At 30.1% G+C, this 22715-nt stretch carries 21 protein-coding genes; 18 read left to right on the top strand and 3 right to left on the bottom strand.

What is annotated here, in order from left to right:
* The first annotated feature begins 43 nt into the window (after positions 1-43).
* The 4 genes from CD121_RS08010 to CD121_RS07995 all read left to right on the top strand — a co-directional run bounded on the left by CD121_RS08010 (position 44) and on the right by CD121_RS07995 (position 2786).
* Positions 44-1051, top strand: coding sequence for a zinc-binding alcohol dehydrogenase family protein (locus tag CD121_RS08010; RefSeq protein ID WP_126567855.1), 1008 nt, complete (start codon positions 44-46; stop codon positions 1049-1051).
* Between the two features lie 346 nt (positions 1052-1397).
* On the top strand, positions 1398-1934 hold the full coding sequence (gene amaP, locus CD121_RS08005) for an alkaline shock response membrane anchor protein AmaP (RefSeq protein WP_017638481.1): 537 nt from the start codon (positions 1398-1400) through the stop codon (positions 1932-1934).
* Positions 1935-1946: 12 nt separating this feature from the next.
* Positions 1947-2186, top strand: a complete 240-nt coding sequence (locus CD121_RS08000; protein ID WP_002450482.1) for a DUF2273 domain-containing protein — start codon at positions 1947-1949, stop codon at positions 2184-2186.
* Between the two features lie 84 nt (positions 2187-2270).
* On the top strand, positions 2271-2786 hold the full coding sequence (locus CD121_RS07995; RefSeq protein ID WP_017638482.1) for an Asp23/Gls24 family envelope stress response protein: 516 nt from the start codon (positions 2271-2273) through the stop codon (positions 2784-2786).
* Positions 2787-2924: 138 nt separating this feature from the next.
* On the opposite strand, the gene CD121_RS07990 is transcribed toward CD121_RS07995, so the two are convergent.
* Entirely contained in the window at positions 2925-4883 is a 1959-nt protein-coding gene (locus CD121_RS07990) for an IucA/IucC family protein (protein WP_126567853.1), read from the bottom strand.
* A 102-nt stretch (positions 4884-4985) separates the two neighbouring features.
* On the opposite strand from CD121_RS07990, the gene CD121_RS07985 reads away from it, so the two are divergent.
* The 7 genes from CD121_RS07985 (at position 4986) to CD121_RS07955 (ending at position 13904) form a co-directional block, all read left to right on the top strand.
* Entirely contained in the window at positions 4986-6158 is a 1173-nt protein-coding gene (locus CD121_RS07985) for an MFS transporter (RefSeq protein ID WP_029055876.1), read from the top strand.
* Positions 6158-7915 carry an IucA/IucC family protein gene (locus tag CD121_RS07980; protein ID WP_126567850.1) on the top strand — a complete coding sequence of 586 codons (1758 nt, stop codon included), beginning with the start codon at positions 6158-6160 and terminating at the stop codon, positions 7913-7915. The genes CD121_RS07985 and CD121_RS07980 overlap by 1 nt, the downstream gene beginning before the upstream one ends.
* A 3-nt stretch (positions 7916-7918) precedes the next feature.
* The gene (locus CD121_RS07975; RefSeq protein WP_029055878.1) at positions 7919-8986 is read left to right on the top strand and encodes an alanine/ornithine racemase family PLP-dependent enzyme; all 1068 of its coding nucleotides are present in this window, start codon (positions 7919-7921) and stop codon (positions 8984-8986) included.
* 258 nt (positions 8987-9244) lie between these two features.
* Positions 9245-10243, top strand: a complete 999-nt coding sequence (locus tag CD121_RS07970; protein ID WP_070453731.1) for an ABC transporter substrate-binding protein — start codon at positions 9245-9247, stop codon at positions 10241-10243.
* A gap of 11 nt (positions 10244-10254) precedes the next feature.
* Complete coding sequence (locus tag CD121_RS07965) at positions 10255-11286, top strand: FecCD family ABC transporter permease (protein ID WP_017638488.1); 1032 nt, start codon at positions 10255-10257, stop codon at positions 11284-11286.
* Positions 11283-12248, top strand: a complete 966-nt coding sequence (locus CD121_RS07960; protein WP_017638489.1) for a FecCD family ABC transporter permease — start codon at positions 11283-11285, stop codon at positions 12246-12248. Before CD121_RS07965 ends, CD121_RS07960 begins: the two co-directional genes overlap by 4 nt.
* 285 nt (positions 12249-12533) lie before the next feature.
* The gene (locus CD121_RS07955; protein WP_017638490.1) at positions 12534-13904 is read left to right on the top strand and encodes a YjiH family protein; all 1371 of its coding nucleotides are present in this window, start codon (positions 12534-12536) and stop codon (positions 13902-13904) included.
* Positions 13905-14011: 107 nt separating this feature from the next.
* Here the strand turns inward: CD121_RS07955 and CD121_RS07950 are convergent, their stop codons facing one another.
* Both CD121_RS07950 and CD121_RS07945 read right to left on the bottom strand, forming a co-directional pair.
* Positions 14012-14332 (bottom strand): heme oxygenase, encoded by a 321-nt coding sequence (locus CD121_RS07950; protein ID WP_017638491.1) that lies wholly within the window; start codon positions 14330-14332, stop codon positions 14012-14014.
* Between the two features lie 169 nt (positions 14333-14501).
* A complete protein-coding gene (locus tag CD121_RS07945) occupies positions 14502-14762 on the bottom strand; it encodes a SunI/YnzG family protein (protein ID WP_017638492.1) in 261 nt (86 codons plus the stop codon).
* Positions 14763-14962: 200 nt separating this feature from the next.
* On the opposite strand from CD121_RS07945, the gene CD121_RS07940 reads away from it, so the two are divergent.
* The 7 genes from CD121_RS07940 (at position 14963) to salA (ending at position 22307) form a co-directional block, all read left to right on the top strand.
* Positions 14963-15484 carry a metal-dependent hydrolase gene (locus CD121_RS07940; protein ID WP_017638493.1) on the top strand — a complete coding sequence of 174 codons (522 nt, stop codon included), beginning with the start codon at positions 14963-14965 and terminating at the stop codon, positions 15482-15484.
* A 69-nt stretch (positions 15485-15553) separates the two neighbouring features.
* Entirely contained in the window at positions 15554-16741 is a 1188-nt protein-coding gene (locus tag CD121_RS07935) for a UTP--glucose-1-phosphate uridylyltransferase (protein WP_126567848.1), read from the top strand.
* Between the two features lie 18 nt (positions 16742-16759).
* Positions 16760-17446, top strand: coding sequence for a PAQR family membrane homeostasis protein TrhA (gene trhA / locus CD121_RS07930; RefSeq protein ID WP_070453743.1), 687 nt, complete (start codon positions 16760-16762; stop codon positions 17444-17446).
* A gap of 133 nt (positions 17447-17579) precedes the next feature.
* Complete coding sequence (sdrM, locus tag CD121_RS07925; RefSeq protein ID WP_126567846.1) at positions 17580-18911, top strand: multidrug efflux MFS transporter SdrM; 1332 nt, start codon at positions 17580-17582, stop codon at positions 18909-18911.
* A 198-nt stretch (positions 18912-19109) separates the two neighbouring features.
* Complete coding sequence (locus tag CD121_RS07920; protein WP_126567843.1) at positions 19110-19577, top strand: SepA family multidrug efflux transporter; 468 nt, start codon at positions 19110-19112, stop codon at positions 19575-19577.
* Between the two features lie 75 nt (positions 19578-19652).
* Entirely contained in the window at positions 19653-21095 is a 1443-nt protein-coding gene (locus tag CD121_RS07915) for an MDR family MFS transporter (RefSeq protein ID WP_126567841.1), read from the top strand.
* A 147-nt stretch (positions 21096-21242) separates the two neighbouring features.
* A complete protein-coding gene (gene salA, locus CD121_RS07910; protein WP_017638499.1) occupies positions 21243-22307 on the top strand; it encodes an iron-sulfur carrier protein/transcriptional regulator SalA in 1065 nt (354 codons plus the stop codon).
* Positions 22308-22715 lie beyond the last annotated feature (408 nt).

Raw genomic sequence — 22715 nt, 5'->3', positions numbered from 1 at the left:
AAAGCTCATATTTATTTATAAATATTGATAGAGGTGGCTTAATATGAAAGCAATAGGATTTGAAAACCCATTTACTTTAGATCAAGGTAATCAGTTTAAAACTTTTCAGTTGAATACACCCTCACCTTCAGGACATGATATTTTAGTGAAAGTACAAAGTATAAGTGTCAACCCAGTTGATACGAAACAAAGACTGTTGCCTGTCGAACAATCACCAAGAATACTAGGCTTTGATGCAGTTGGCACTGTTGAAGCTGTTGGAAATGAGGTCACAATGTTCAAAGTAGGAGACACTGTGATGTATTCTGGTTCACCGAATCAACATGGTTCTAATGCTGAATATCAATTGATACAAGAAAACTTAGTTGCACACGCACCTAAGAATATTTCAGCTGAACAATCAGCGAGTTTGCCTTTAACAGGGCTCACTGCATCAGAAGCATTATTCGACTGCTTTAATATCTCATTTAATCCAGACGATAATAAAGGTAAGTCTTTATTGATTATTAATGGTGCAGGTGGAGTTGGAAGTATCACTATACAAATAGCTAAATATTACGGATTACATGTGATAACAACTGCATCTAGAGAAGAAACCCAAAAATGGTGTTATGATTTGGGCGCTGATATTGTTTTAAATCATAAAGAAGATTTAAAACAACAACTGATAGAACATGATATTAATGAAGTAGATTATATCTTCTGTACATTTAATACTGATATGTATTATGAAAAAATGATTGATATGATTAAACCACGAGGTCATATTGCAACTATAGTAGCTTTTAATGATAAACAAGATTTAAACTTACTTAAGCCAAAAAGCATTACGTTCTCACATGAATTTATGTTTGCTAGACCTATTCATCAAACAAACGACATGATTAAACATCATGAATATTTAAAAGATATAGCTATTAAAGTAGAGCAGGGACATTATCAACCAACTACGACACAAGTATTAAATGGTCTAACTGAAGATAATTTATATAAAGCGCATCAAATATTAGAGAGTCAATCAATGATAGGTAAGTTAGTCATTAATATTTAAATTGAATAAAAATAAGTTGTCTAAAGGAAAGTCGATTGAATATCACGAGTATTCAATCGACTTCTTTAGTTAATATATAGTTTAAAGATTATATTATGAAATAACAGTAAAACGTATTTGTTCTATTAGTAATTAATAATACTAAAGATAAAAAATATTTTAAGATTTTTTGAAATAAACGTTTTCAATAACAATTAATTGGGAATAAAGCATATAAGTAGTACTTAATTAAATATTAAAACTGATAAATTAGTTTTAAATTATTGGTTTTACTTTATTTATGATAGGGTACTCATTTTGTGTGATACTAAAAAGTAAAATATTAATTGAGGAGGTGTCATACGAGGTGAAAAGACTTAAAAACTTTATCCTTGGCTTACTTATCGTAGTCATTGTTGGTTTCTTATTGTTTATGTATGTTAAAGACAGTCGTATTTCTCAATACCAAGACTACTTCTTACAATTCAATTGGTTCCAACCACTATTGATTGGGCTAGCAGGATTATTAATATTAATCGGTTTAATATTAGTATTAAGCATATTCAAACCTACGTATCGAAAACCTGGATTGTATAAAGAATTTGATGATGGACATGTATATGTATCAAGAAAAGCTGTTGAAAAAACTGTTTACGATACTATTGCAAAATACGATCAAGTTAGACAACCTAATGTTGTCTCAAAAATGTACAATAAGAAAAAGAAATCATTTATTGATATAAAAGCAGATTTCTTTGTACCAAACAATGTACAAGCTACATCTTTAACAGAAAGTATTCGTTCAGATATTAAACAGAATGTTGAACACTTTACTGAAATGCCAGTAAGAAAATTAGAAGTAAACGTCAAAGATCAGAAAACTTCTGGTCCAAGAGTGTTGTAAGGGAGGGATATCATGGCTAACAATAATAACCAAAATGGACAAGACTCTACGCAACAACTTATTAACATATTGAAAACTTTTAAATGGAGAATCATTGGATTTTTAGCATTTTTACTTATAGCTATATTATTCCTAACTTTAGGTTTTTGGAAAACAATCTTAATAATTGTTTTATGTTTAATAGGAATTGGTATTGGGTATATTAAAGACCGTACACAAGACTTTTTGAATTTTCTAAATAGATGGAGTTAACGTAACTCTAGACATTTAAGATATTCATATTAACTTTTTATAAAACTAACAATTAAACATTTTATTGATAAAGGAGAATGCAAAATGGCAGTAGATAACAATAAAGCAAAACAAGCATACGATAACCAAACAGGTGTTAACGAAAAAGAAAAACAAGAACAACAAAAACAACAACAAGAAAATCAACAACCACAATTTGAAAATAAATTAACTTTCTCTGATGAAGTTGTTGAAAAAATCGCTGGTATCGCAGCTCGTGAAGTTAAAGGTATCTTAGACATGAAAGGCGGATTCACTGATAGCTTTACTAACGCTTTCTCAAGTGGTAATAACGTTACAACAGGTGTTTCAGTTGAAGTTGGCGAAAAACAAGCTGCAATCGACTTAAAAGTAATCTTAGAATATGGTGAATCAGCACCTAAAATCTTCCGTAAAGTAACAGACTTAGTTAAAGAACAAGTTAAATATATTACTGGTTTAGAAGTTGTAGAAGTTAACATGCAAGTTGACGATGTAATGACTAAAAAAGAATGGCAACAAAAACATGAAAAAGATAACAACCAAAACAACAACAATAACGACAGACAAGGTTTACAATAATCTGTCATTCAAGTTAGTTGGTTGAACAATCATTAAATAAAAGAATCCGAGAGACCTTCATATGAGTGTCTCTCGGATTCTTTTATTTGTTATATAATTTATTAATGACAACCTGACAACTGTTATAAATTCTATACATTAAACATGTAATGGATTGTTCACTTTAATATAAGTATATTCATGTGCTTCATCTTCTAAGCGCATCGTTGTAACACATTTATAATCAATCGTTTTGGCAAACATAACGTCTTTGATTTCTGAAATTCTTTCTTCTGAAATATGAGTAATATCGTTTAAAATTTGCTCTATGATAGTTGCAATATCTTTCCAAATATTTGCTTCTAAATCATTAACATTTGATGATTGTGCAACAGTTAATACTAACTCACCTAAATGATTTTGTACTGTTGAATAGAATGCTTTATTAAATACAGTTGTTTTAGAGTTAGTTAAAATGCGAGATTTTTCATGAAAATCATCTGTTGAATATCCCATATCATTTAAATATGCTTTATCAATGCGTAATCCTTCAAAATCTCTTACATATAAGTGATTTAAAGAACCATCTTCATTAAAATGAACAATTGAATTTTGTAAATGTGCTTCAAGCGCAATTCCATATTTGGTTAATAGCGGCATTACAATACCTAAAAGCGCTTTACTATATTCTTTCATCCATGCTCGAGCAGCACTTTCATATGACGTATGTTGATAATGAGTTTGATATAACTTTATCAGAGATACGATTGGTGCTTCTGTATTGTATGGATAATAAGATACTAAACTAGATGGAATCATAGATATTATTCCATTTTTAAGTTGATTATTAATATTTGTTCTGATTAATGTACCTAGTTGTTCGCTACGTTCTGTTTGTAACGGGTCTTGATCATGAGAATTATAAAAGTGAATGCCAGCAATTTCATCAACAATTGATGAATCATACGGTTTGAATGTTGCATCACTATTTAAAATTTGATTTAAAATTTTTGTCATAAGAGGTCCGTTATGTGTTGTTTGTTCAGACAATGTACGAATCTCTCCTGTGATATGAACATTGGTTGATAGTTTGATATGTGGGTCACTATTAGGCGCTTTAGGCATTAATGTTCTAAATGATAAACCGGCATAATAAGGTAAAGTATATTGTGATTTGATAATCATTTGTTGAGCAATTTCATCGTGATAATCTCGGTCTAGAACTTCATCATATTGCCAAGGGTGGACAATCATAACTTGATAATCATCTATATTAAGCTGATGATGTTGTTGCATTTCCTCTTGAAGTTTTTGATACATACTTGGGAACAATTGCTTAATAGTGTCGTTATATGACATTGATAATGATTGAACATTACAAAAACGATGATGTATCAGTATTACTTTAAGCGAGATAGGTTGTGAGAATTCTGATGAATACATAAATGTTTCATTTGAATTCATACCTTTTCTCAATTTAGCACCGGGATGTAGTGGGTGACCTTCTATAACAGCTTGTTCAGATCGTAAATAGCTGTCCTCATCACTTTTTATAATGTCGAATAAAGTTCTTGACTCGTCTTGCATTGAATACGACTGGTAGCTCATTGCGAATATCATATTAGCCGCACTATTATTTAAATCATCTTTAAATTGATTACTTGCCTCATTATTTAATTCTGGTGCTTCAATTAATATCCAATCTAGAATATCATTTGGATGTTCTACGCGATGAAATGTCTGATCTGATTCTGTATTAGATTTATAAAAAAATGGACCTTTCACATCTACACGATTGAAAGCATGCTGACCACTAATAGGGGCATATAGTAATTTTTGTGCAGACTTAAATTCTATTTCTAAAACATTAGTAGTTTCGCAAGGTAAGGATTCAATTTTATCAGAATTAAGTATTCTACTATGATCATTACCATGAACAAGATTTTCTCTATGTATAGATGTAACTAATCGCTGTGTAACCTTATCGCGACCATTAGCAATTTGATTAATAAAATGGTTTGCCCATTCTGGATGTGATTGACTTAAGAAATCATATGCATCTTGCTCATCCTTAGTCATATATAAATTATTTTTATTTGTGTTTTTAATTGAATTCATATTTCACCTCTAAAAAAATATTTTACAAAAATTAATAAGATTTGTATAATCCATATTAATGATAATGATTATTATTATCAATTAAAAAGACAGGTGAAATTTATGGCAAAATTTTTCTTTTCCAGTTCATTTCTTCTGTTTTTGGGGAATTGGATTGGGCAAATCGGTCTCAACTGGTTTGTGCTTACTACATATCATAACGCAGTTTATTTAGGTTTAGTTAATTTTTGCCGACTCGTACCGATTTTAATATTAAGTGTATGGGCTGGTTCTATTGCTGATAAATATGATAAAGGAAATTTATTACGTATTACAATATCTTCATCATTTTTAGTTACAGCAATATTATGTGTATTAACTTATACCATTGATAATATTCCTGTGTATTTTATCTTAATATATGCTACGTTACGTGGAATGTTAAGTGCTGTTGAAACACCGGTTAGACAAGCCGTTTTACCAGAGTTATCTAATAAAATTACAACAACACAAGCTGTCTCATTCCACTCATTTATTATCAATATTTGCCGTTCAATTGGTCCTGCAATTGCTGGTGTTATATTAGCAGCTTATCATGCACCAACAACGTTTTTAGCCCAAGCACTTTGCTATCTCTTAGCAGTTGGTCTATGTATACCGATTCATATTAAAGCAACAGAATTAGGTAAAAATAATAAAGAGATGTCACTTAAAGTAGTGATGAATTATTTCAAACACAATTTAGAAGCAAGTAAAATCTTTATCACATCTCTATTAATTATGGCAACTGGTTTTTGTTATACGACAATTTTACCTGTTCTTACAAATCATGTATTTCCAGGTCAATCTGAAATATTTGGTATAGCTATGACTTGTTGTGCGATAGGCGGTATTGTGGCCACTATTATTTTACCTAAAATACTTGATCATATTAATGCAGTAAAAATGTATTATTTGAGTTCTTTTCTATTTGGCTTAGCATTATTAGGAATTATTATTCACAATTTAGTTGTGATGTTTATTTGTATTTCGTTAATTGGATTGTTTAGTCAATGGGCAAGAACAACCAATAGAGTTTATTTCCAAAATAGTGTTAAGGATAGCGAAAGGGGTAAGGTATTAAGTATTGTTATGATGGATCGCGGCATGATACCTTTAGGAAGTTTAATTATGAGCTTCTTTGCGGATCAATTCGGTGTATTAAATACATTTTTAATTATGGGCATTAGTACTGTAGCTATTTCAGTCATCTTTTACTTAATGCAACGAATTACTAAAATTGGAGGAATTTCATAATGGAGCGCAATGAATGGTTACTTGCGGATGAAAATATTCAGCATCGGATATTGAATGCAATCATCAAAGAACAGATATGTCCAGAAGATGCCAAAATAAATAAATCATTTGAAAACATTGAGTTACAATATCATGGCCGTGTATTAACTGGTCGTATTTTAAGAAAAAGTATGTTGGAAAGATATGTATTTGATGGACAGTTTACATATCAATGTGCTGAACAAAAAATCCAAATTAGTAACCTAGAACAGCTACTAAAAATATTAAATGACCAATTTGATATCAAAATATCTGATCGTTTATACCGAGAATTAATTCATAGTAGAGACAGTTTTGTCGAAACATATAAACAATTCAATAATAGAAAATCACTTATACATCAGAGTATGAAATTTTCTATGTTACCAGATACTATAAACTTCTTTACTTGGTTACAACATTTAAATGCTAATGATACTACTGATGATTTAAGTTATTCAGAAAGTTTAGTTATTGAAGGACATCCAACTCACCCTCTAACTAAAACGAAATTACCGCTGACTAAGGATGAGATTCGTAGATATTCACCGGAATTTGAAAAAATTATACCATTACATATTATGCTAGTTTCTTCTTCGGAAATGGTTACGACATCCATGGAAGGGGATGACCAATTTATAATAAATAATGTCATCCCAGAATTAAAAGATAAAATACAACATTTTTTAAATCCTTTTGATTTGAATGTGGATGACTATAGAGCAATATTTGTCCACCCTTGGCAGTATGACCATGTGATTGGAGATAAATTTAAAACGTGGATAAGTGAAAAAATATTAATCCCAACTCCATTTACAGTAGATTCAAAAGCAACATTATCATTTAGAACTATGGAATTATTAAAACGACCTTTCCATGTTAAGCTTCCAGTAAATGTTCAAGCTACTAGTGCTGTACGAACTGTATCTACTGTAACAACTGTAGATGGTCCGAAATTAAGTTATGCATTACAAGATATGCTAAATATTTATCCTGAGTTAAAAGTAGCTGCAGAACCATTTGGAGAATATATTAATACAGATCCTGATTTAGCTCGACAACTCGCTTGTATTATTCGAGAAAAACCAGAATTAAATCAAGTAGGTTCAACTATTGTCAGTGCGAGTTTAGTTAATCGTAATCCAGTTGATCTTGAGGTGGTTGTAGATAGTTATATCAAATGGCTGGATAATGAACTTACTAAAGATAATATTGAACGTTTTATGCGTGAATATACACGTACTTTAGTGAAACCACTCATTGCGTATATTCAAGATTACGGTATTGCATTAGAAGCTCATATGCAAAATACAATAGTTAATCTTGGGCCTAACTATCAAATTACATTTTTAGTAAGAGATCTAGGTGGATCACGTATAGATATCAAAACGCTTCAGCAAAAATTACCCCACATTGAAATAACAAATGAAAGTTTAATAGCTGAAAATATTGAAGCGGTTATAGCTAAATTCCAACATGCAGTGATTCAAAATCAATTGGCTGAATTAATCCATCATTTTAATCAATATGATTTTGTTAATGAGAATAACTTATTTAAGATTGTGCAACAAGAAGTAGAATCAGCTATTGATAGTAATAAAAATCATGCGCATGCATTATATCAAGTACTATTTGGTTCAACGATTTCAGTTAAAGCATTATTAAGTATGAGAATGGAAAATAAAGTTAAAAAGTATTTAAATACAGAATTGGACAATCCAATAAAAAAAGAGGTGTAGTACATGGCAAATTTAAAAATAAATTTATCAAAAATACAATATAATGCCAAAGTACTTCAAACAATTTTAGATTCTAAGCAAATACATTTTACACCAGTGATTAAATCTATAGCTGGAGATAGACAAATTGTACAAAAATTAATTGATTTAGGAATCACACATTTCGCAGATTCCAGATTAGAAAATATCAGTCAATTAAATGATTTTAATTGTTCTTATACTATATTACGATCCACAAAACAATCTAAGTTAGCTGACATGATTCAATGTACAAAAATAAGTATACAAACTGAATTAAACACTATTTTTGAAATCAATCGTATTGCTAAAAAACTAAATATAAAACATCAAGTGATTTTAATGGTTGATTGGAAAGATGGTAGAGAAGGCATACTAACTTATGATGTCATAAAATATATTGAACAAATTTTACAACTATCTTATATTCAATTGGTAGGAGTATCATTTAACTTCATGTGTTTCAAATCAAAATTACCAATTGAAGATGATGTGTTTATGATAAATAAATTTGTTAGTGCTATAGAACGAGAATTAGGTTACCGTATGACCATCGTTTCAGGTGGCAACTCAAGTATGTTACCGTTAACAATGTATAATGATTTAGGTAAAATAAATGAATTACGAATAGGAGAAACACTATTTAGAGGTGTCGATACTACTACAGATAAACCAGTAGCACATTTATATCAAAATACCATTGTACTTGAAGCGGAAGTTATAGAAATTAAACCACGTTTAAATCACATAACAAATCAATCATATTTACAAGCTATTGTTGATATTGGATATATAGATACAGATACGACTCACATTACTCCGATTGCAAATGATATTCATATATTGGGTGCGTCTAGTGACCATTTAATGATTGATTTAAATAATCAGGATCATTATCAAGTAGGTGATATGATTCAATTCGAATTAAGTTATGAAGCATTATCACGCTCAATGTATAATAAAAATCTTGAAAAAGTTTATATACTAGATTCAAAAGTAGAAACCCTCATAGAAAGTTTTAATCAGTCTTTATGTTCAATGCATAAATCATAATTAAATATAAATTTTAATAATTAAGAGTACCGACACATGCAAACTTGGTTAAATTTGCACACAGTGTTGATTACTCTTTTTTTATTCTCTTAAAAAATCCAATTCCATCTAATTATTAATACGAAAAGTAATATATATTTAAAATGTATTCAGAGGACTCAAATTAATTTCAAAAATTATAAAAAGTATGTTGACAATGATAATCGTTATCAATAAACTGTTATATGAAAGCATATACATACAATAAGGAGTGGAATCATGAAGGGAATAAAGATTTTTAGCATAATTGGCATATTATTTGCTTTAATTTTAGTTACTGCCTGTGGAAATAACGACAGTTCAAATAGCTCTAGTAGTAAAGAACCTAAAGATGGTGTGAAAATTAAACACGCTGAGGGCACTACTAAAGTACCTAAGCATCCTAAACGAGTAGTTGTACTTGAATACTCATTTGTTGATGCATTAGCAGCATTGAATGTAAAACCAGTGGGTATTGCTGATGATAATAAAAAAGAACGTATTATCAAACCACTTAGAGATAAAATTGGAAATTATACTTCAGTAGGTACACGTAAACAACCTAACTTAGAAAAAATTAGTAAATTAAAACCAGATTTAATCATTGCAGATAGCAACAGACATAAAGGTATCTACAAAGATTTAAGTAAAATTGCGCCGACAATAGAATTGAAAAGCTTTGATGGTGACTACGATGATAATATAGATGCTTTCAAAACAATCGCTAAAGCACTAGGTAAAGAAAAACAAGGCGACAAACGTTTAGAAGAACATGACAAGAAAATTGCTAAGTACAAAAAAGAAATTAAATTCAACAAAGATGAAAAAGTATTACCAGCTGTAGCAGCAAAATCAAGTTTCTTAGGACATCCAAGTGAATCATATGTAGGTCAGTTCTTAAAAGAATTAGGATTCAAAGAAGCCTTAACTCCTAAAGTAACTAAAGGTTTAAGTAAATACTTAAAAGGACCTTATCTTGAAATGAGTTCTGAAACATTATTAGATGTTAATCCTGGACGTATGTTTGTTATGACTGATAAAGCAAGTCCAGATGAACCAACATTCAAAAAAATGCAAAAAGATCCAGTTTGGAAAAAATTAGATGCAGTTAAACATGATCGAGTAAGTGTTGTAGACAGAGACCTATGGGCAAGAGCGCGTGGTTTAATTTCTTCTGAAGAAATGGCCAAAGAATTAGTAGAAATTTCTAAAAAGGATCAAAATAAAGAAGATAAGTAAGGTGGAAAATTATGACTATGAAGCATCAAAGTAGTCAATCCGCTATATTACAAAATAAAAGAAAACGCACTACACTCACATATATTGTGAGTGTGTGCTTTCTTTTTATTTGTATTTATTTAAATTTAGCGATTGGTTCTTCTCATATAGTATTTAAAGATATTGTTCATTATATTACAGGACATACGGATACGGAACAGACATTTTTAATACATAATTCAAGAATGCCTCGTATGTTAGCAGGATTATTAATAGGTGGCGCTTTAGGTCTAGCAGGACTATTAATGCAATCTATAACTCGAAATCCCTTAGCATCACCACAAATATTTGGTGTTAATGGTGGGGCATCTTTTGTCATTGTACTAATCACTGTTCTTGTGCCAGCTCTTGAAAATTATTCAATGATATTAGCAATGATTGGTGCATTTCTAGGTGGTTTAACCGTGTATACTTTGTCAGGTTCAACTAGATCTATGACACCAGTCAAACTTGCACTAGCTGGTATGGCAGTCCATTTATTTTTTAGTAGTATGACACAAGGTGTTATCTTATTAAATGAAGATTCAAACTCATCTGTTATGTTTTGGTTAGTAGGTTCATTGTCTGGCGTGAAATGGCCAGAAATTATTGTCATTTCACCATGGTTAATTGTAGCAATGATTATCACTATGCTTATGGGACGTCAATTAACAATCATGGAATTAGGTGATGATATTGCTAAAGGACTAGGTCAGAAAATTCAAGTCGTTAGATTAATATTAGGTTTATTAGTTGTTATATTAGCAGGTTTATCAGTATCAATTGCTGGTCCAATAGGTTTTGTAGGGTTAATTGTGCCACACATAGTAAAACGTTATATCAATAATAACTATATTTTAATGATTCCGCTCACTATAATCATTGGTGCAGATTTATTATTATTCTCAGATGTGTTATCAAGACTAGTCACTTATCCATTTGAGTCACCTGTAGGTATAGTAACTTCTTTCGTTGGTGCATTTTACTTCTTATTAATTACTGTTAGAGGGGTGAAACGCATATGACAAAAAAGAAGCATATGATTAGATATAGCATTGTATTTATACTATTAATACTAAGTACTTTATTTAGTTTGTGTGTGGGTTCAGTAATCGTTAATCCTATTGAAGCAATACAAGGTATATTTACACAAGATAATTTTATTTTGAATGAGTATAGAATTCCAAGAACTTTATTGGGATTGATTATCGGATGTAGTTTAGCGATATCTGGTGCAGTAATTCAAGGCGTTGTTAGAAACCCTCTTGCTTCTCCTGATGTAATAGGTATATCTAAAGGTGCAAGTTTAGCAGCAGTTATTATCATTATGCTATTTCCATCAGCACCCTTAGCAGTATTGCCAATCGGATCGTTCTTTGGTGCATTAATTATTAGTTTGATTTTATCATTCTTGATTTCTAAATTTGATGTCAAAGGTTCTAACTTAGCTTTAATTGGTTTAGCTATTGGTGCTATCTGTACAGCTATCGTACAATTTTTATTAATTAGAAATCCTATGGATGCAAATAATGCATTAGTATGGTTAACAGGAAGTTTATATGGACATAATATTTCGAACTTTTTATCTATTGTTCCTTGGTTTGTAATTACACTTCCGATTATTCTAATTCTTAGTCATCAATTAGATATTTTAGGTTTAGGAGATAATGTTGCTTTAGCTTTAGGTGCAAGAGTTAAACTGTTAAAAATGGTGTTACTTATTTTATCTGTAATGCTAGCAGGAGCTTCTATTGCAGTTGTGGGTGGTATTAGCTTCTTAGGTTTAATTTCACCACATATTGCTAGACAACTAGTCGGACATAAAAATATGCATGTTGTTATTATGTCAGGTTTTATTGGAGCAATATTATTAACATTTGGCGATGGTTTAGCAAGAGGTATACATCCACCGTTAGATATTCCTGTGGGTGTCATTATCGCAATCATCGGTGCGCCATATTTCTTATTCCTATTAAGAAAAATGTAATATTGAACGAACAGTACAGCATAAATTAATAAGATGCACCAAGCAGCATCGTATGATGTTGCTTGGTGCATTTTCAATTTGAAGTTAATCATACGTTGATTGTTAATGGATAAATAATAATAATTAGCGAAATATCATTGCGCTTTGAACATAAATCGAGTATAGTTATAAATACTTAATTATTCATAAAAGTGTATATATATTAATAAAACATTCAATAATTTTATTGAAATGGATGAATACATAAAATTGCAATTATAAATAGAGAGAAATGGATGACATAAAATGAATGGACACACTAAGCAAGAGATTATTAAAGGTAGAATAAAATTTATTACAATGTCGCTTATCGGAATTATACTATTTTTAATTCCTATACCAGTTGAACAAGATGGCAAAAAGCAAACAACATTACCTGTCGCATTTTTAGCCAATTGGTTAAAAGATGTTGTCGGTGATGCTATGCCTATTATTATCGTCACAATTATTACATTATCAGCAATATTAACACTACTTTGTTCTACAGTTTTAAAAAGTAAATTGAATCCAACAGGTTTAATGTATAATGCATTCAATGTTAATATCAGCTGGATGATTTTAAGATTGTTAGCAGTGATATTTGCCTGGGTTACTTTCTTGAAAATAGGTCCTAAGATGATATATTCAGAAGACACTGGAGGTCTTGTATTTTCAAGTCTATTACCTACATTAGTTGCTGTGTTTTTATTTGCAGCATTATTTTTACCATTATTAATGGAGTATGGATTACTAGAACTATTGGGACCATTATTTAGACCCATTATGCGTCCATTGTTCACATTACCGGGAAGATCAACAGTAGATAATTTAGCTTCATTTATAGGTGATGGTACAGTAGGAGTATTAATTACAAGCCGTCAATATGAAGAAGGGTTTTACTCTAGAAGAGAAGCAACTGTGATATCCACGACATTTAGTGTTGTTTCAATTACATTTGCGATAATTATAGCTGATACAGTTAAAATGCAAGATAAATTTTTCTTATTCTATTTAAGCGTGATTATATCATGTTTAATTGCGGCAATGATTATGCCTAGAATTTGGCCATTAAATAAAATTCCTGATGAATATGCAAAAGAAGTTTCAAGTGATGCTAGAACTGAACAGTTGCCAGAAGGTAAAACAGCAATTGGTCATGGCTTCGATATGGCAACTGAAGTTGGAATCAAAGCACCAGGTTTAAAAGACTTTTTTAAATCAGGATTTAAAACGGTTATAGATATGTGGTTTGTTATTTTACCTGTAGTTATGAGTATAGGAACAATAGCAACAATAATAGCTAATTACACACCTCTATTTGAATATATTGGAAAACCTTTTGTTCCATTTTTACAATTACTTCAAATTCCCGAGGCGACACATGCATCTCAAACCATATTAATTGGTTTTGCTGACATGTTTTTACCATCAATTTTAATTGAAAGTGCACACAGCGAAATAACTCGTTTTGTTATCGGTGCGTTGAGTATTACACAATTGATTTATTTATCTGAAGTAGGTGGGGTTATTCTAGGTTCTAAAATACCGGTCAATATAGGGAAATTATTTATTATCTTCTTAATCAGAACGGTTATCACTTTACCTATCATAGCTTTAATTGCACATCTATTTCTATAATTAAAAAAGCCAAGTAGTCATTTAATATAACTGTATAAGTGTTAGTAACAAAACTTAACATATACATTTTAAAATGCATCTACTTGGCTTTTATTATAAATTAAAGTTTAAGGATTAAGAACAGAAAGAACATTCGCTTTTACAATTTCACTTTTTATAACTGGGGAAGCTTCTTTATTATCTGATTGTTTAGGACGTTGATGTGCTTCTTTAAATGCATCGCTATTTAACCAATTTTTGAAATCTTCTTCAGTATCCCACCATGTGTTAACATACATATCTTCAGTGTCATCATCTTTCTCTACTTGCCAAACTTCAATCTTGTTAAATCCTTTTAACGATTCGATTTTCCCACCTTTTGTAAATCTTGGTGCCATTTTTTCAGCAAATCCCTGTTTGACAGTAATACGATTAGTTACTACGAACATTTATATCACTCCTCTATTAATATTAAATACTATTATTATTACTTAAGTTTATATAAATTATAATACTTGTTACAGCATTAATAAAAACAAAAGGGGACAATAACTTAAAACATTATGAAATGCTAAGTTATTGCCCCGATATATACAGAAGTAAACCTATTTTTAGAGTTTACTTAGTTAGCTCATTATAAACTTTTTGATCATTTTGAGTATAAATAATGTATTCATGGTCAGCTGTATCAATTACAACTCGATTTGTTTTGCCAAAAGTAGAACCTATTCTAGAGATTTCTCTACCTTCAGCGTTTGGAACAGCATGGATGTCTTGGTCTTGATAAATATTTTTAATTTCGTTTGTAGGTATTTTAATATCTGCAACTCTCCATTGAATTCTTACTTCGTTATTATCTTTTTTTACTGTCATTGCCATGATTCAATACACATCCTTTAATTATTTTTGTACATATATCATATATTATTTTGGAAACGTTTTCAACACATAATGTGATACTTTTTATAAATTAAGTCATACTAATTGGAATGATGTTGTTTTGGTGAATAGTAACCGAAAATACGTTCGTATAAAATGGTTAAATATGATAAAATATTGCTATTAAAGGAGAGGTAATTATGACTGGAAAGACACATGCATCGTGTGGTTTATTAGTAGGCGCATTAACAACTCAGTATTTTCATACAGACTTATTTTCATCAGTAACAGTGGTTGTCTTATCAGTGATTTCTAGTTTGTTACCAGATATTTGTCATACACAAAGTAAAATTGGACAGAAATTTAAATTACTTAGTTTTTTCATTCGACTTATTTTTGGACATCGAACATTCACCCATTCCTTATTATTTATTGGTATTATTGGTTTTTTATTATATCTCATCGATACGCCAGTATATTATGGAGTAGCTATTATCATAGGCTTGTTTTCACATGTTATACTAGATATGATTACACCTAAAGGAGTAAAATTTTTATATCCTTTACCAATCACAATTAAAATGCCGATTAACTTTAAAACAGGTGGGCTTGTAGATTTATCTCTTGCTACTGCATTAACAGTTGGTGCTGTTTATGTGTTTTTTCAAATTGGAGTAAATGATATCATACATTATTGGAGATACTTTTTTGCGAATGATTAAAAATTGTATAGTGTATTTATGATAAGGTTATCGAGCGAAAATTTATATTTTACATAAGGAGACTAATTGATGTTAGACAAAAACAAATTAGAGAAATTTAATCAACAGCATATATATGAATATGAAAAATTAATGAGCACTAATGAAAAACAAGCACTTGAAGAGAAAATTGAAACGCTAGATTTAGAAGACATTCAAAAAATGTATAACAACTTATATGTTAATAGACAAACAATTGATGATACTTCGGATGTTTCAGAAGTTAAGTATTCAGTAAAGTCTAATATGGATAACAAAACGATAAATACATACAAAGAACAAGGCATTGAAGCAATTAGAAATGGGCAGTTTGCTGTTGTATTGATGGCTGGAGGTCAAGGAACTCGATTAGGTTATTCTGGTCCAAAAGGTTCATTTGAAATTGAAGGTGTTAGTTTATTTGAACTACAGGCACGTCAATTGATTGATTTAAAAGAACAAAGTGGACATACGATAGATTGGTACATCATGACAAGTGATATTAATCATGAAGCTACTAAAGATTACTTTGCTCAACATAACTATTTTAAATATGACCCTGAAAAGATTCATTTCTTTAAACAAGATAATATTGTAGCTTTAAGTGAAGCGGGTCAACTTGTATTAAATGAAACTGGACATATCATGGAAACGCCAAATGGTAATGGTGGTATATTTAAATCGCTTAAAAAAGCGGGTTATCTTGACAAGATGAAACAAGATAATGTGAAATATGTATTCTTAAATAATATTGATAATGTGTTAGTAAAAGTATTAGATCCTATGTTTGCAGGATTCACTGTTGCTAACAATAAAGATATTACATCTAAAACGATTCAACCTAAACATGGCGAAAGTGTAGGAAGACTTGTAAACAAAGATAGTAAAGATACTGTACTTGAATACTCTGAACTAGACCCAAATATAGCTAATCAATTTGAAAATGCTAATATCGGAATACATGCTTTTAAATTAGGATTTATTATGAGTGCAGTAGATAGAGAATTACCGTATCATATAGCTATAAAAAATCTGAAACAACTAGATGAAGATTTTGGTGTAATAGAACAACCAACTTTAAAATTTGAACTATTTTATTTTGATATATTCCGTTATGGTACAAGTTTTATCACACTACAAGTTCCTAGAGAAGAAGAATTTTTACCTTTAAAAAACAAAGAAGGTAAAGATAGCGTAGAAACAGCTACTGCTGATTTAAAAAGAATGAACATGATCTAAATTAAGGTGGATAAGCAAATGGCAAATTCAGAAACACATCAAAATAACACTAATAAAAGTTCATTTAGAGACATCATGCCACTGTCATTCGGTGAAGAAATAGGTAATTCTATATCTCACGGTGTTGCCTCACTGATTACAATGATAATATTACCTTATGCTGCTGTTCATAGTTATAATAAGGGTGGCGCGCTTTTATCAACAAGTATATCTATATTTGTAATTAGTATATTTTTAATGTTTATATCTTCAACTATATATCATGCTATGGCTAATCACACATTGCAAAAATATGTGTTGAGAATTATTGATCATAGTATGATTTATATAGCAATTTCAGGAACTTATACACCTATATTATTAAATGTGATTGGTGGTTGGCTCGGTTGGTTAGTGTTTTTACTATTATGGGGTACTACAGTATGGGGGATTTTATATAAATCACTGGCTACTCATGTTAATCACAAACTGAGTTTAATTGTATATTTAGTAATGGGGTGGGTAGGTGTAATCTTTGCACCTATCATCATATTAAGAACATCATGGTTATTTATTTTATTTATTGTTTTAGGTGGCCTTTCATATACTATTGGAGCTTGGTTTTATGCTCAGAAAAACCGTCCATACTTCCATATGATTTGGCACATATTTATAGTGGTAGCTTCTTTTTTCCATTTGATTGGCATTCTATTTTTTATGAAATAAAAGTATGACAAAAATGACGGGGATTGGCCTCGTCATTTTTATTTTCAAAAATTCATACTAATATACGATTGTTTTATCAACATAAAGTCTATATTATTGTTTGAGTTGAAAGAAAACGAAAGGGAGTAAAATAATGAAATTAAGATCTATTGTTACAGTCATTGCATTAATTATGATTATGTTCATGGCTGCAATTGAAACCTCTATTATATCTCTAGAACTTCCTAGTATTAATCGTGATTTAAATGCAGGTAAACATATTTCGTTAGTAGTTACTGTTTACTTTATTGCGTTAGTCATTGCTAACCCAATAGTTGGTGAATTTATATCACGTTTTAAAATCATGTTTGTTGCGATATGCGGTGTGATTTTATTTGGTATTGGGAGTTTGATGTCTGGTTTAAGCGATACGTTTACATTATTAATTATTTCAAGAATTATACAAGGCTTTGGCGCTGGAGTGATTATGTCTCTATCACAAATTGTACCTAAATTAGCTTTTGAAATTCCTTTAAGATATAAAGTAATGGGTATTGTTGGTAGTGTTTGGGGAATTTCTAGTATAGTAGGGCCACTCGTTGGTGGAGGTATATTAGAAGTTGCCACATGGCACTGGTTATTTTTTATTAACTTACCTATAGCTATCATTGCGATTATATTAATTATTTTTACCTTTAACTTTAAAGAGGAAGAGGTTAATAAAAATATTAATTTTGATGCTAAAGGTTTAACATTATTTTATATTTTTATTGGTTTATTAATGTACGGTTTATTAAATCAAACGATGTTCATTTTAAATATAGTCAGTTTGATTTTAGCAGTGTGTGTAGCTGTTTTATTATATAAAGTTGAAAAGAAAAGTGATCACCCATTTTTACCAGTAATCGAGTTTAATAAATCAATATCTTTAGTCTTTATTACGGATTTATTAACTGCGTTATGTCTTATGGGATTCAATATTTATATACCGGTTTATCTACAAGAAAAAGTAGGTATCAGCCCATTACAAAGTGGCCTAGTTATATTCCCGCTTTCAGTAGCTTGGACAATATTTAATTTTTATTTGGGTAAAGTCGAAGAAAGCTTAACAAGAAAGACTCTATATTTATCGGCTTTTACTTTAATTATTGTATCAAGTATTATCATATTATTCGGTTTAAAATTACCATTACTCATTGCACTTAGTGTTATTTTAGCTGGTGTAGGTTTTGGTTATATTTACACAAAAGACAGTGTTATAGTTCAGGAAGAAACGACTCCAAATCAAATGAAGAAAATGATGTCATTTTACTCTCTAACTAAAAATTTAGGTTCATCAATAGGTTCAACTTTAATGGGCTATTTATATGCAATAAAAGCAGGTTGGTTTGGGTCAGATCTACAAAATATATTAAGTTTTGTAATTGCTGTAGAAATAATTTTAATTATTAGCTGCGCATTAATATATAAAAAACAAAGCAATTAAACTATAAAAGAGCCTAGGGCATATTTAAGTGCCTTAGGCTCTAAACATATATTTGTATTAAACGACGGTAAGACTAATTCATGATTTTGTGATACTTTATATTTACTTCATGTTAGCTTCTCATTTTTTATAATTTTATAAGGTCATTAATTAGTGGTAAAATACATTTGTATTGAATAAATTAGGGGGATAAGTGTAATGAAGTTTTTTAAAGATAAATTTTATAATTTAATATCTACACTTATTGTTCTAACTATTTTTATAATTTCTGGAACGATATTTTTAATGTTTTTAGGATTTGGGTTATATGGGTTAAGTAGGTTACTCATATATTTCAAGTTAGGCTACTTTGGATATAATAAAAGCTTTTATGACAATATTTTTTATTATGGTAGTTATATCGTATTAGGATATTTCACGCTATTTGCAGTCGAACATCTAATGGACTATTTTAGAAAACGTCTCCCACAAAATCTGTATTTTCAAGGAATAACATATCATTTAATTGCTTACTCAGTTACTACAGTATTGTTTTATTTCATTATTCACGTGCATTACACTTATATTGATATTAAATTTTGGGTAATTATGATTATAATAGGCTTCTTATATATATGTAAGGAAATATTTTATCCTGATAGTACTAATCTAAATAATAAAAAATAGTAAGCAGTATATTTGAATAATTATTTAAAGTTTGGTTGAATTGTATACTATTACTGAATAAAGGAGATTATGTACGTGAGCAATATAGAAATTAGTAAAAGACGTAGGAATTTAATTGTTTCTGTAATGCTGATTAGTGCTTTTGTGGCAATCCTTAACCAAACATTACTTAATACAGCATTACCCCATATTATGAGAGGGTTAAAAGTTGATGAGAATACATCACAATGGTTGATTACTGGTTTTATGCTAGTTAATGGGGTCATGATTCCTTTAACTGCATATTTAATGGATCGAATCAAAACGAGACCATTATATTTGTCAGCAATGGGAACTTTCTTGATTGGTTCAATAGTAGCTGCTATAGCACCTAACTTTGGGGTTTTAATGACTGCAAGAGTAATTCAAGCTATAGGTGCTGGCGTGTTAATGCCATTAATGCAATTTACATTATTTACGTTATTCTCAAGAGAAAGACGTGGATTTGCAATGGGGCTTGCTGGATTAGTTATTCAGTTTGCGCCAGCGATTGGACCTACATTTACAGGTTTGATTATTGATCATGTGAGTTGGAGAGTACCATTCATTATTATTGTAGGTATTGCTTTAGTTGCACTTATCTTTGGTTTTATTTTTATCTCAAGCTATAACGATACTAAGAAAACGAAACTTGATAAACGCTCAATTGTATATTCAACATTAGGATTCGGTATGATGTTATATGCATTTAGTAGTGCAGGTAGTTTAGGCTTTAGTAGCCCGGTTATTATTTGTACATTAATCATTAGTGTTTTAATTATATTAGTATTTGTTAGGAGACAATTATCTATATCTAATCCATTATTAAATTTGAAAGTATTTAGTAACAAAGTATTTTGTTTTAGTACAATTACTTCAATGATTGTGATGATGTCCATGGTTGGCCCAGCATTACTTATTCCATTATATGTACAAAACGCATTAGCATTATCTGCATTATTATCAGGATTAGTGATTATGCCTGGTGCAATTATTAATGGGTTAATGTCTGTTTTTACTGGTAGTTTTTATGATAAATATGGACCAAGACCATTAATTATTACAGGATTTATAATATTAACTATATGTACATTCTTATTATGCTTCCTAAAAGCGGACACATCATATACGTATTTGATTGTGATTTATGCTATTAGAATGTTTGCAGTTTCATTACTTATGATGCCTATTAATACTGCTGGTATAAATGCGTTAAAAAACAGCGACATTTCACATGGTACAGCTATCATGAACTTTGGACGAGTTATGGCAGGTTCTTTAGGTACGGCTTTAATGGTAACCTTTATGAGCATGGGTTCAAAATGGCTAGGATCAACAATTGCTACATCAGGTAGTAAAGAAATGATACAACGTCAAACTGTTGCTGCTGGTGTAGATGTGTCATTTGCACTTGTTACAGTCTTTGTAGTTATTGCATTTTGTTTTGCTTTATTCATTAAAGAATCAAAAAATAAGTCAAAAAATATTAGAGATATTTAATAGGATTAGTTTTATTAAGAAGTTAGTTATTAAATTAAGCTAACTTCTTTTTTTATTTTTAAAAAAGTCTTATACTAAAAAAGATAGACTAGGTAATGACAAAATATGTTTATTTAGTTAAGACAATATAAATAAGGGGGATTTACTTTGTTAACGGTAAATCAAGTCAAAGAATTAGTTGGAGAGTTAAAAGATCCAATTATTGATGTACCTTTAAAAGAAACAGACGGTATAGTAGATGTTTCTATTAAAGAAGAAATTGAACATGTAAGTGTCAAAATTGCTATGGCTCAATTAGGAGGTCAACCTCAATTAGACCTTCAAATGGCAATAGTTAAAGTATTAAAAGAAAACGGCGCTAAAACTGTTGGAATTAGATTTGAAGAATTACCTGCTGATACAGTAGAACAATATAGAGGCAAAGGCACAGAGAAACCTAAAACAATAGAAGGACTATTATCTAAAAATAACCCAGTAGAATTTATTGCAATTGCTTCTGGTAAGGGCGGCGTTGGTAAATCAACGGTTGCCGTTAACTTAGCTGTTGCTTTAGCAAGAGAAGGTAAAAAAGTAGGTTTAGTAGATGCTGACATTTATGGATTTAGTGTTCCAGATATGATGGGTATTGATGAAAAACCAGGTATAGAAGGTAAAGAAGTGATTCCTGTAGAAAGATATGGCGTTAAAGTTATATCAATGGCATTCTTTGTTGAAGAAAATGCTCCAGTTATTTGGAGAGGACCTATGCTTGGTAAAATGCTTACTAACTTTTTCACTGAAGTAAGATGGGGAGATTTAGATTATTTAATACTTGATTTACCACCTGGTACAGGAGATGTAGCGTTAGATGTTCATTCGATGTTACCGTCAAGTAAAGAAATAATAGTAACAACTCCACACCCAACAGCAGCATTCGTAGCCGCAAGAGCAGGTGCTATGGCTAAACACACTGATCACTCAATTTTAGGTGTAATTGAAAATATGAGTTACTTCGAAAGTAAAGAAACAGGTAACAGAGAATACGTATTTGGTAAAGGCGGAGGTACTAAATTAGCTGATGAGCTAAATACACAATTGTTCGGAGAGTTACCTTTAGAACAGCCAACCTGGAATCCAAATGACTTTTCTCCATCTATTTATCAACCTGAAGATCGTTTAGGTAAAATTTACCAAACTATAGCACAAAAAGTAATAGCAACTACACAAAAATAATCAATTGTAAAAAGGCGTATAAAATTAATAAAGATTTTATGCGCTTTTTCTATTGCATTTTAGAAAAATCCTGTTAGAATAATTTCTTGTGAGTTATTAATTCACATATAGCAATTCAAAAAGATTTAAATTAATTATTGACTTTAAATCTTAAAGTTGATATTATATAAAAGTCGTCAAAAACGGCAAGTTAAGTTTATTAAAACTTCGTTAAAAAAGTGTAAAACTTACTATTGCGAAGATGAATTAAATCAATTAAACTTATAAAAGTAATCTTAATTAAATGTTGACTTTCGATTTTGAAAGTAATACAATGTAAGAGATTGCGACAAAATGAACATTGAAAACTGAATGACAATATGTCAACGTTAATTCCAATAATGTAACGAAAGTTACAACAATTAATTT

The sequence above is a fragment of the Staphylococcus pasteuri genome (assembly GCF_003970495.1).
Lineage (GTDB): Bacteria > Bacillota > Bacilli > Staphylococcales > Staphylococcaceae > Staphylococcus > Staphylococcus pasteuri.
The sequence above is the reverse complement of the archived record's forward strand: the minus strand, read 5'-3'. Positions and strand labels throughout refer to the sequence as shown.

What these genes read in the sequence shown, in the direction of transcription:
- CD121_RS08010 (WP_126567855.1), top strand. Translation starts at nt 44, where the DNA reads ATGAAAGCAATAGGATTTGAAAACCCATTTACTTTAGATCAAGGTAAT.
- CD121_RS08000 (WP_002450482.1), top strand. Translation starts at nt 1,947, where the DNA reads ATGGCTAACAATAATAACCAAAATGGACAAGACTCTACGCAACAACTT.
- CD121_RS07995 (WP_017638482.1), top strand. Translation starts at nt 2,271, where the DNA reads ATGGCAGTAGATAACAATAAAGCAAAACAAGCATACGATAACCAAACA.
- CD121_RS07990 (WP_126567853.1), bottom strand. Translation starts at nt 4,883, where the DNA reads ATGAATTCAATTAAAAACACAAATAAAAATAATTTATATATGACTAAG.
- CD121_RS07985 (WP_029055876.1), top strand. Translation starts at nt 4,986, where the DNA reads ATGGCAAAATTTTTCTTTTCCAGTTCATTTCTTCTGTTTTTGGGGAAT.
- CD121_RS07980 (WP_126567850.1), top strand. Translation starts at nt 6,158, where the DNA reads ATGGAGCGCAATGAATGGTTACTTGCGGATGAAAATATTCAGCATCGG.
- CD121_RS07975 (WP_029055878.1), top strand. Translation starts at nt 7,919, where the DNA reads ATGGCAAATTTAAAAATAAATTTATCAAAAATACAATATAATGCCAAA.
- CD121_RS07970 (WP_070453731.1), top strand. Translation starts at nt 9,245, where the DNA reads ATGAAGGGAATAAAGATTTTTAGCATAATTGGCATATTATTTGCTTTA.
- CD121_RS07965 (WP_017638488.1), top strand. Translation starts at nt 10,255, where the DNA reads ATGACTATGAAGCATCAAAGTAGTCAATCCGCTATATTACAAAATAAA.
- CD121_RS07960 (WP_017638489.1), top strand. Translation starts at nt 11,283, where the DNA reads ATGACAAAAAAGAAGCATATGATTAGATATAGCATTGTATTTATACTA.
- CD121_RS07955 (WP_017638490.1), top strand. Translation starts at nt 12,534, where the DNA reads ATGAATGGACACACTAAGCAAGAGATTATTAAAGGTAGAATAAAATTT.
- CD121_RS07950 (WP_017638491.1), bottom strand. Translation starts at nt 14,332, where the DNA reads ATGTTCGTAGTAACTAATCGTATTACTGTCAAACAGGGATTTGCTGAA.
- CD121_RS07945 (WP_017638492.1), bottom strand. Translation starts at nt 14,762, where the DNA reads ATGGCAATGACAGTAAAAAAAGATAATAACGAAGTAAGAATTCAATGG.
- CD121_RS07940 (WP_017638493.1), top strand. Translation starts at nt 14,963, where the DNA reads ATGACTGGAAAGACACATGCATCGTGTGGTTTATTAGTAGGCGCATTA.
- CD121_RS07935 (WP_126567848.1), top strand. Translation starts at nt 15,554, where the DNA reads ATGTTAGACAAAAACAAATTAGAGAAATTTAATCAACAGCATATATAT.
- trhA (WP_070453743.1), top strand. Translation starts at nt 16,760, where the DNA reads ATGGCAAATTCAGAAACACATCAAAATAACACTAATAAAAGTTCATTT.
- sdrM (WP_126567846.1), top strand. Translation starts at nt 17,580, where the DNA reads ATGAAATTAAGATCTATTGTTACAGTCATTGCATTAATTATGATTATG.
- CD121_RS07920 (WP_126567843.1), top strand. Translation starts at nt 19,110, where the DNA reads ATGAAGTTTTTTAAAGATAAATTTTATAATTTAATATCTACACTTATT.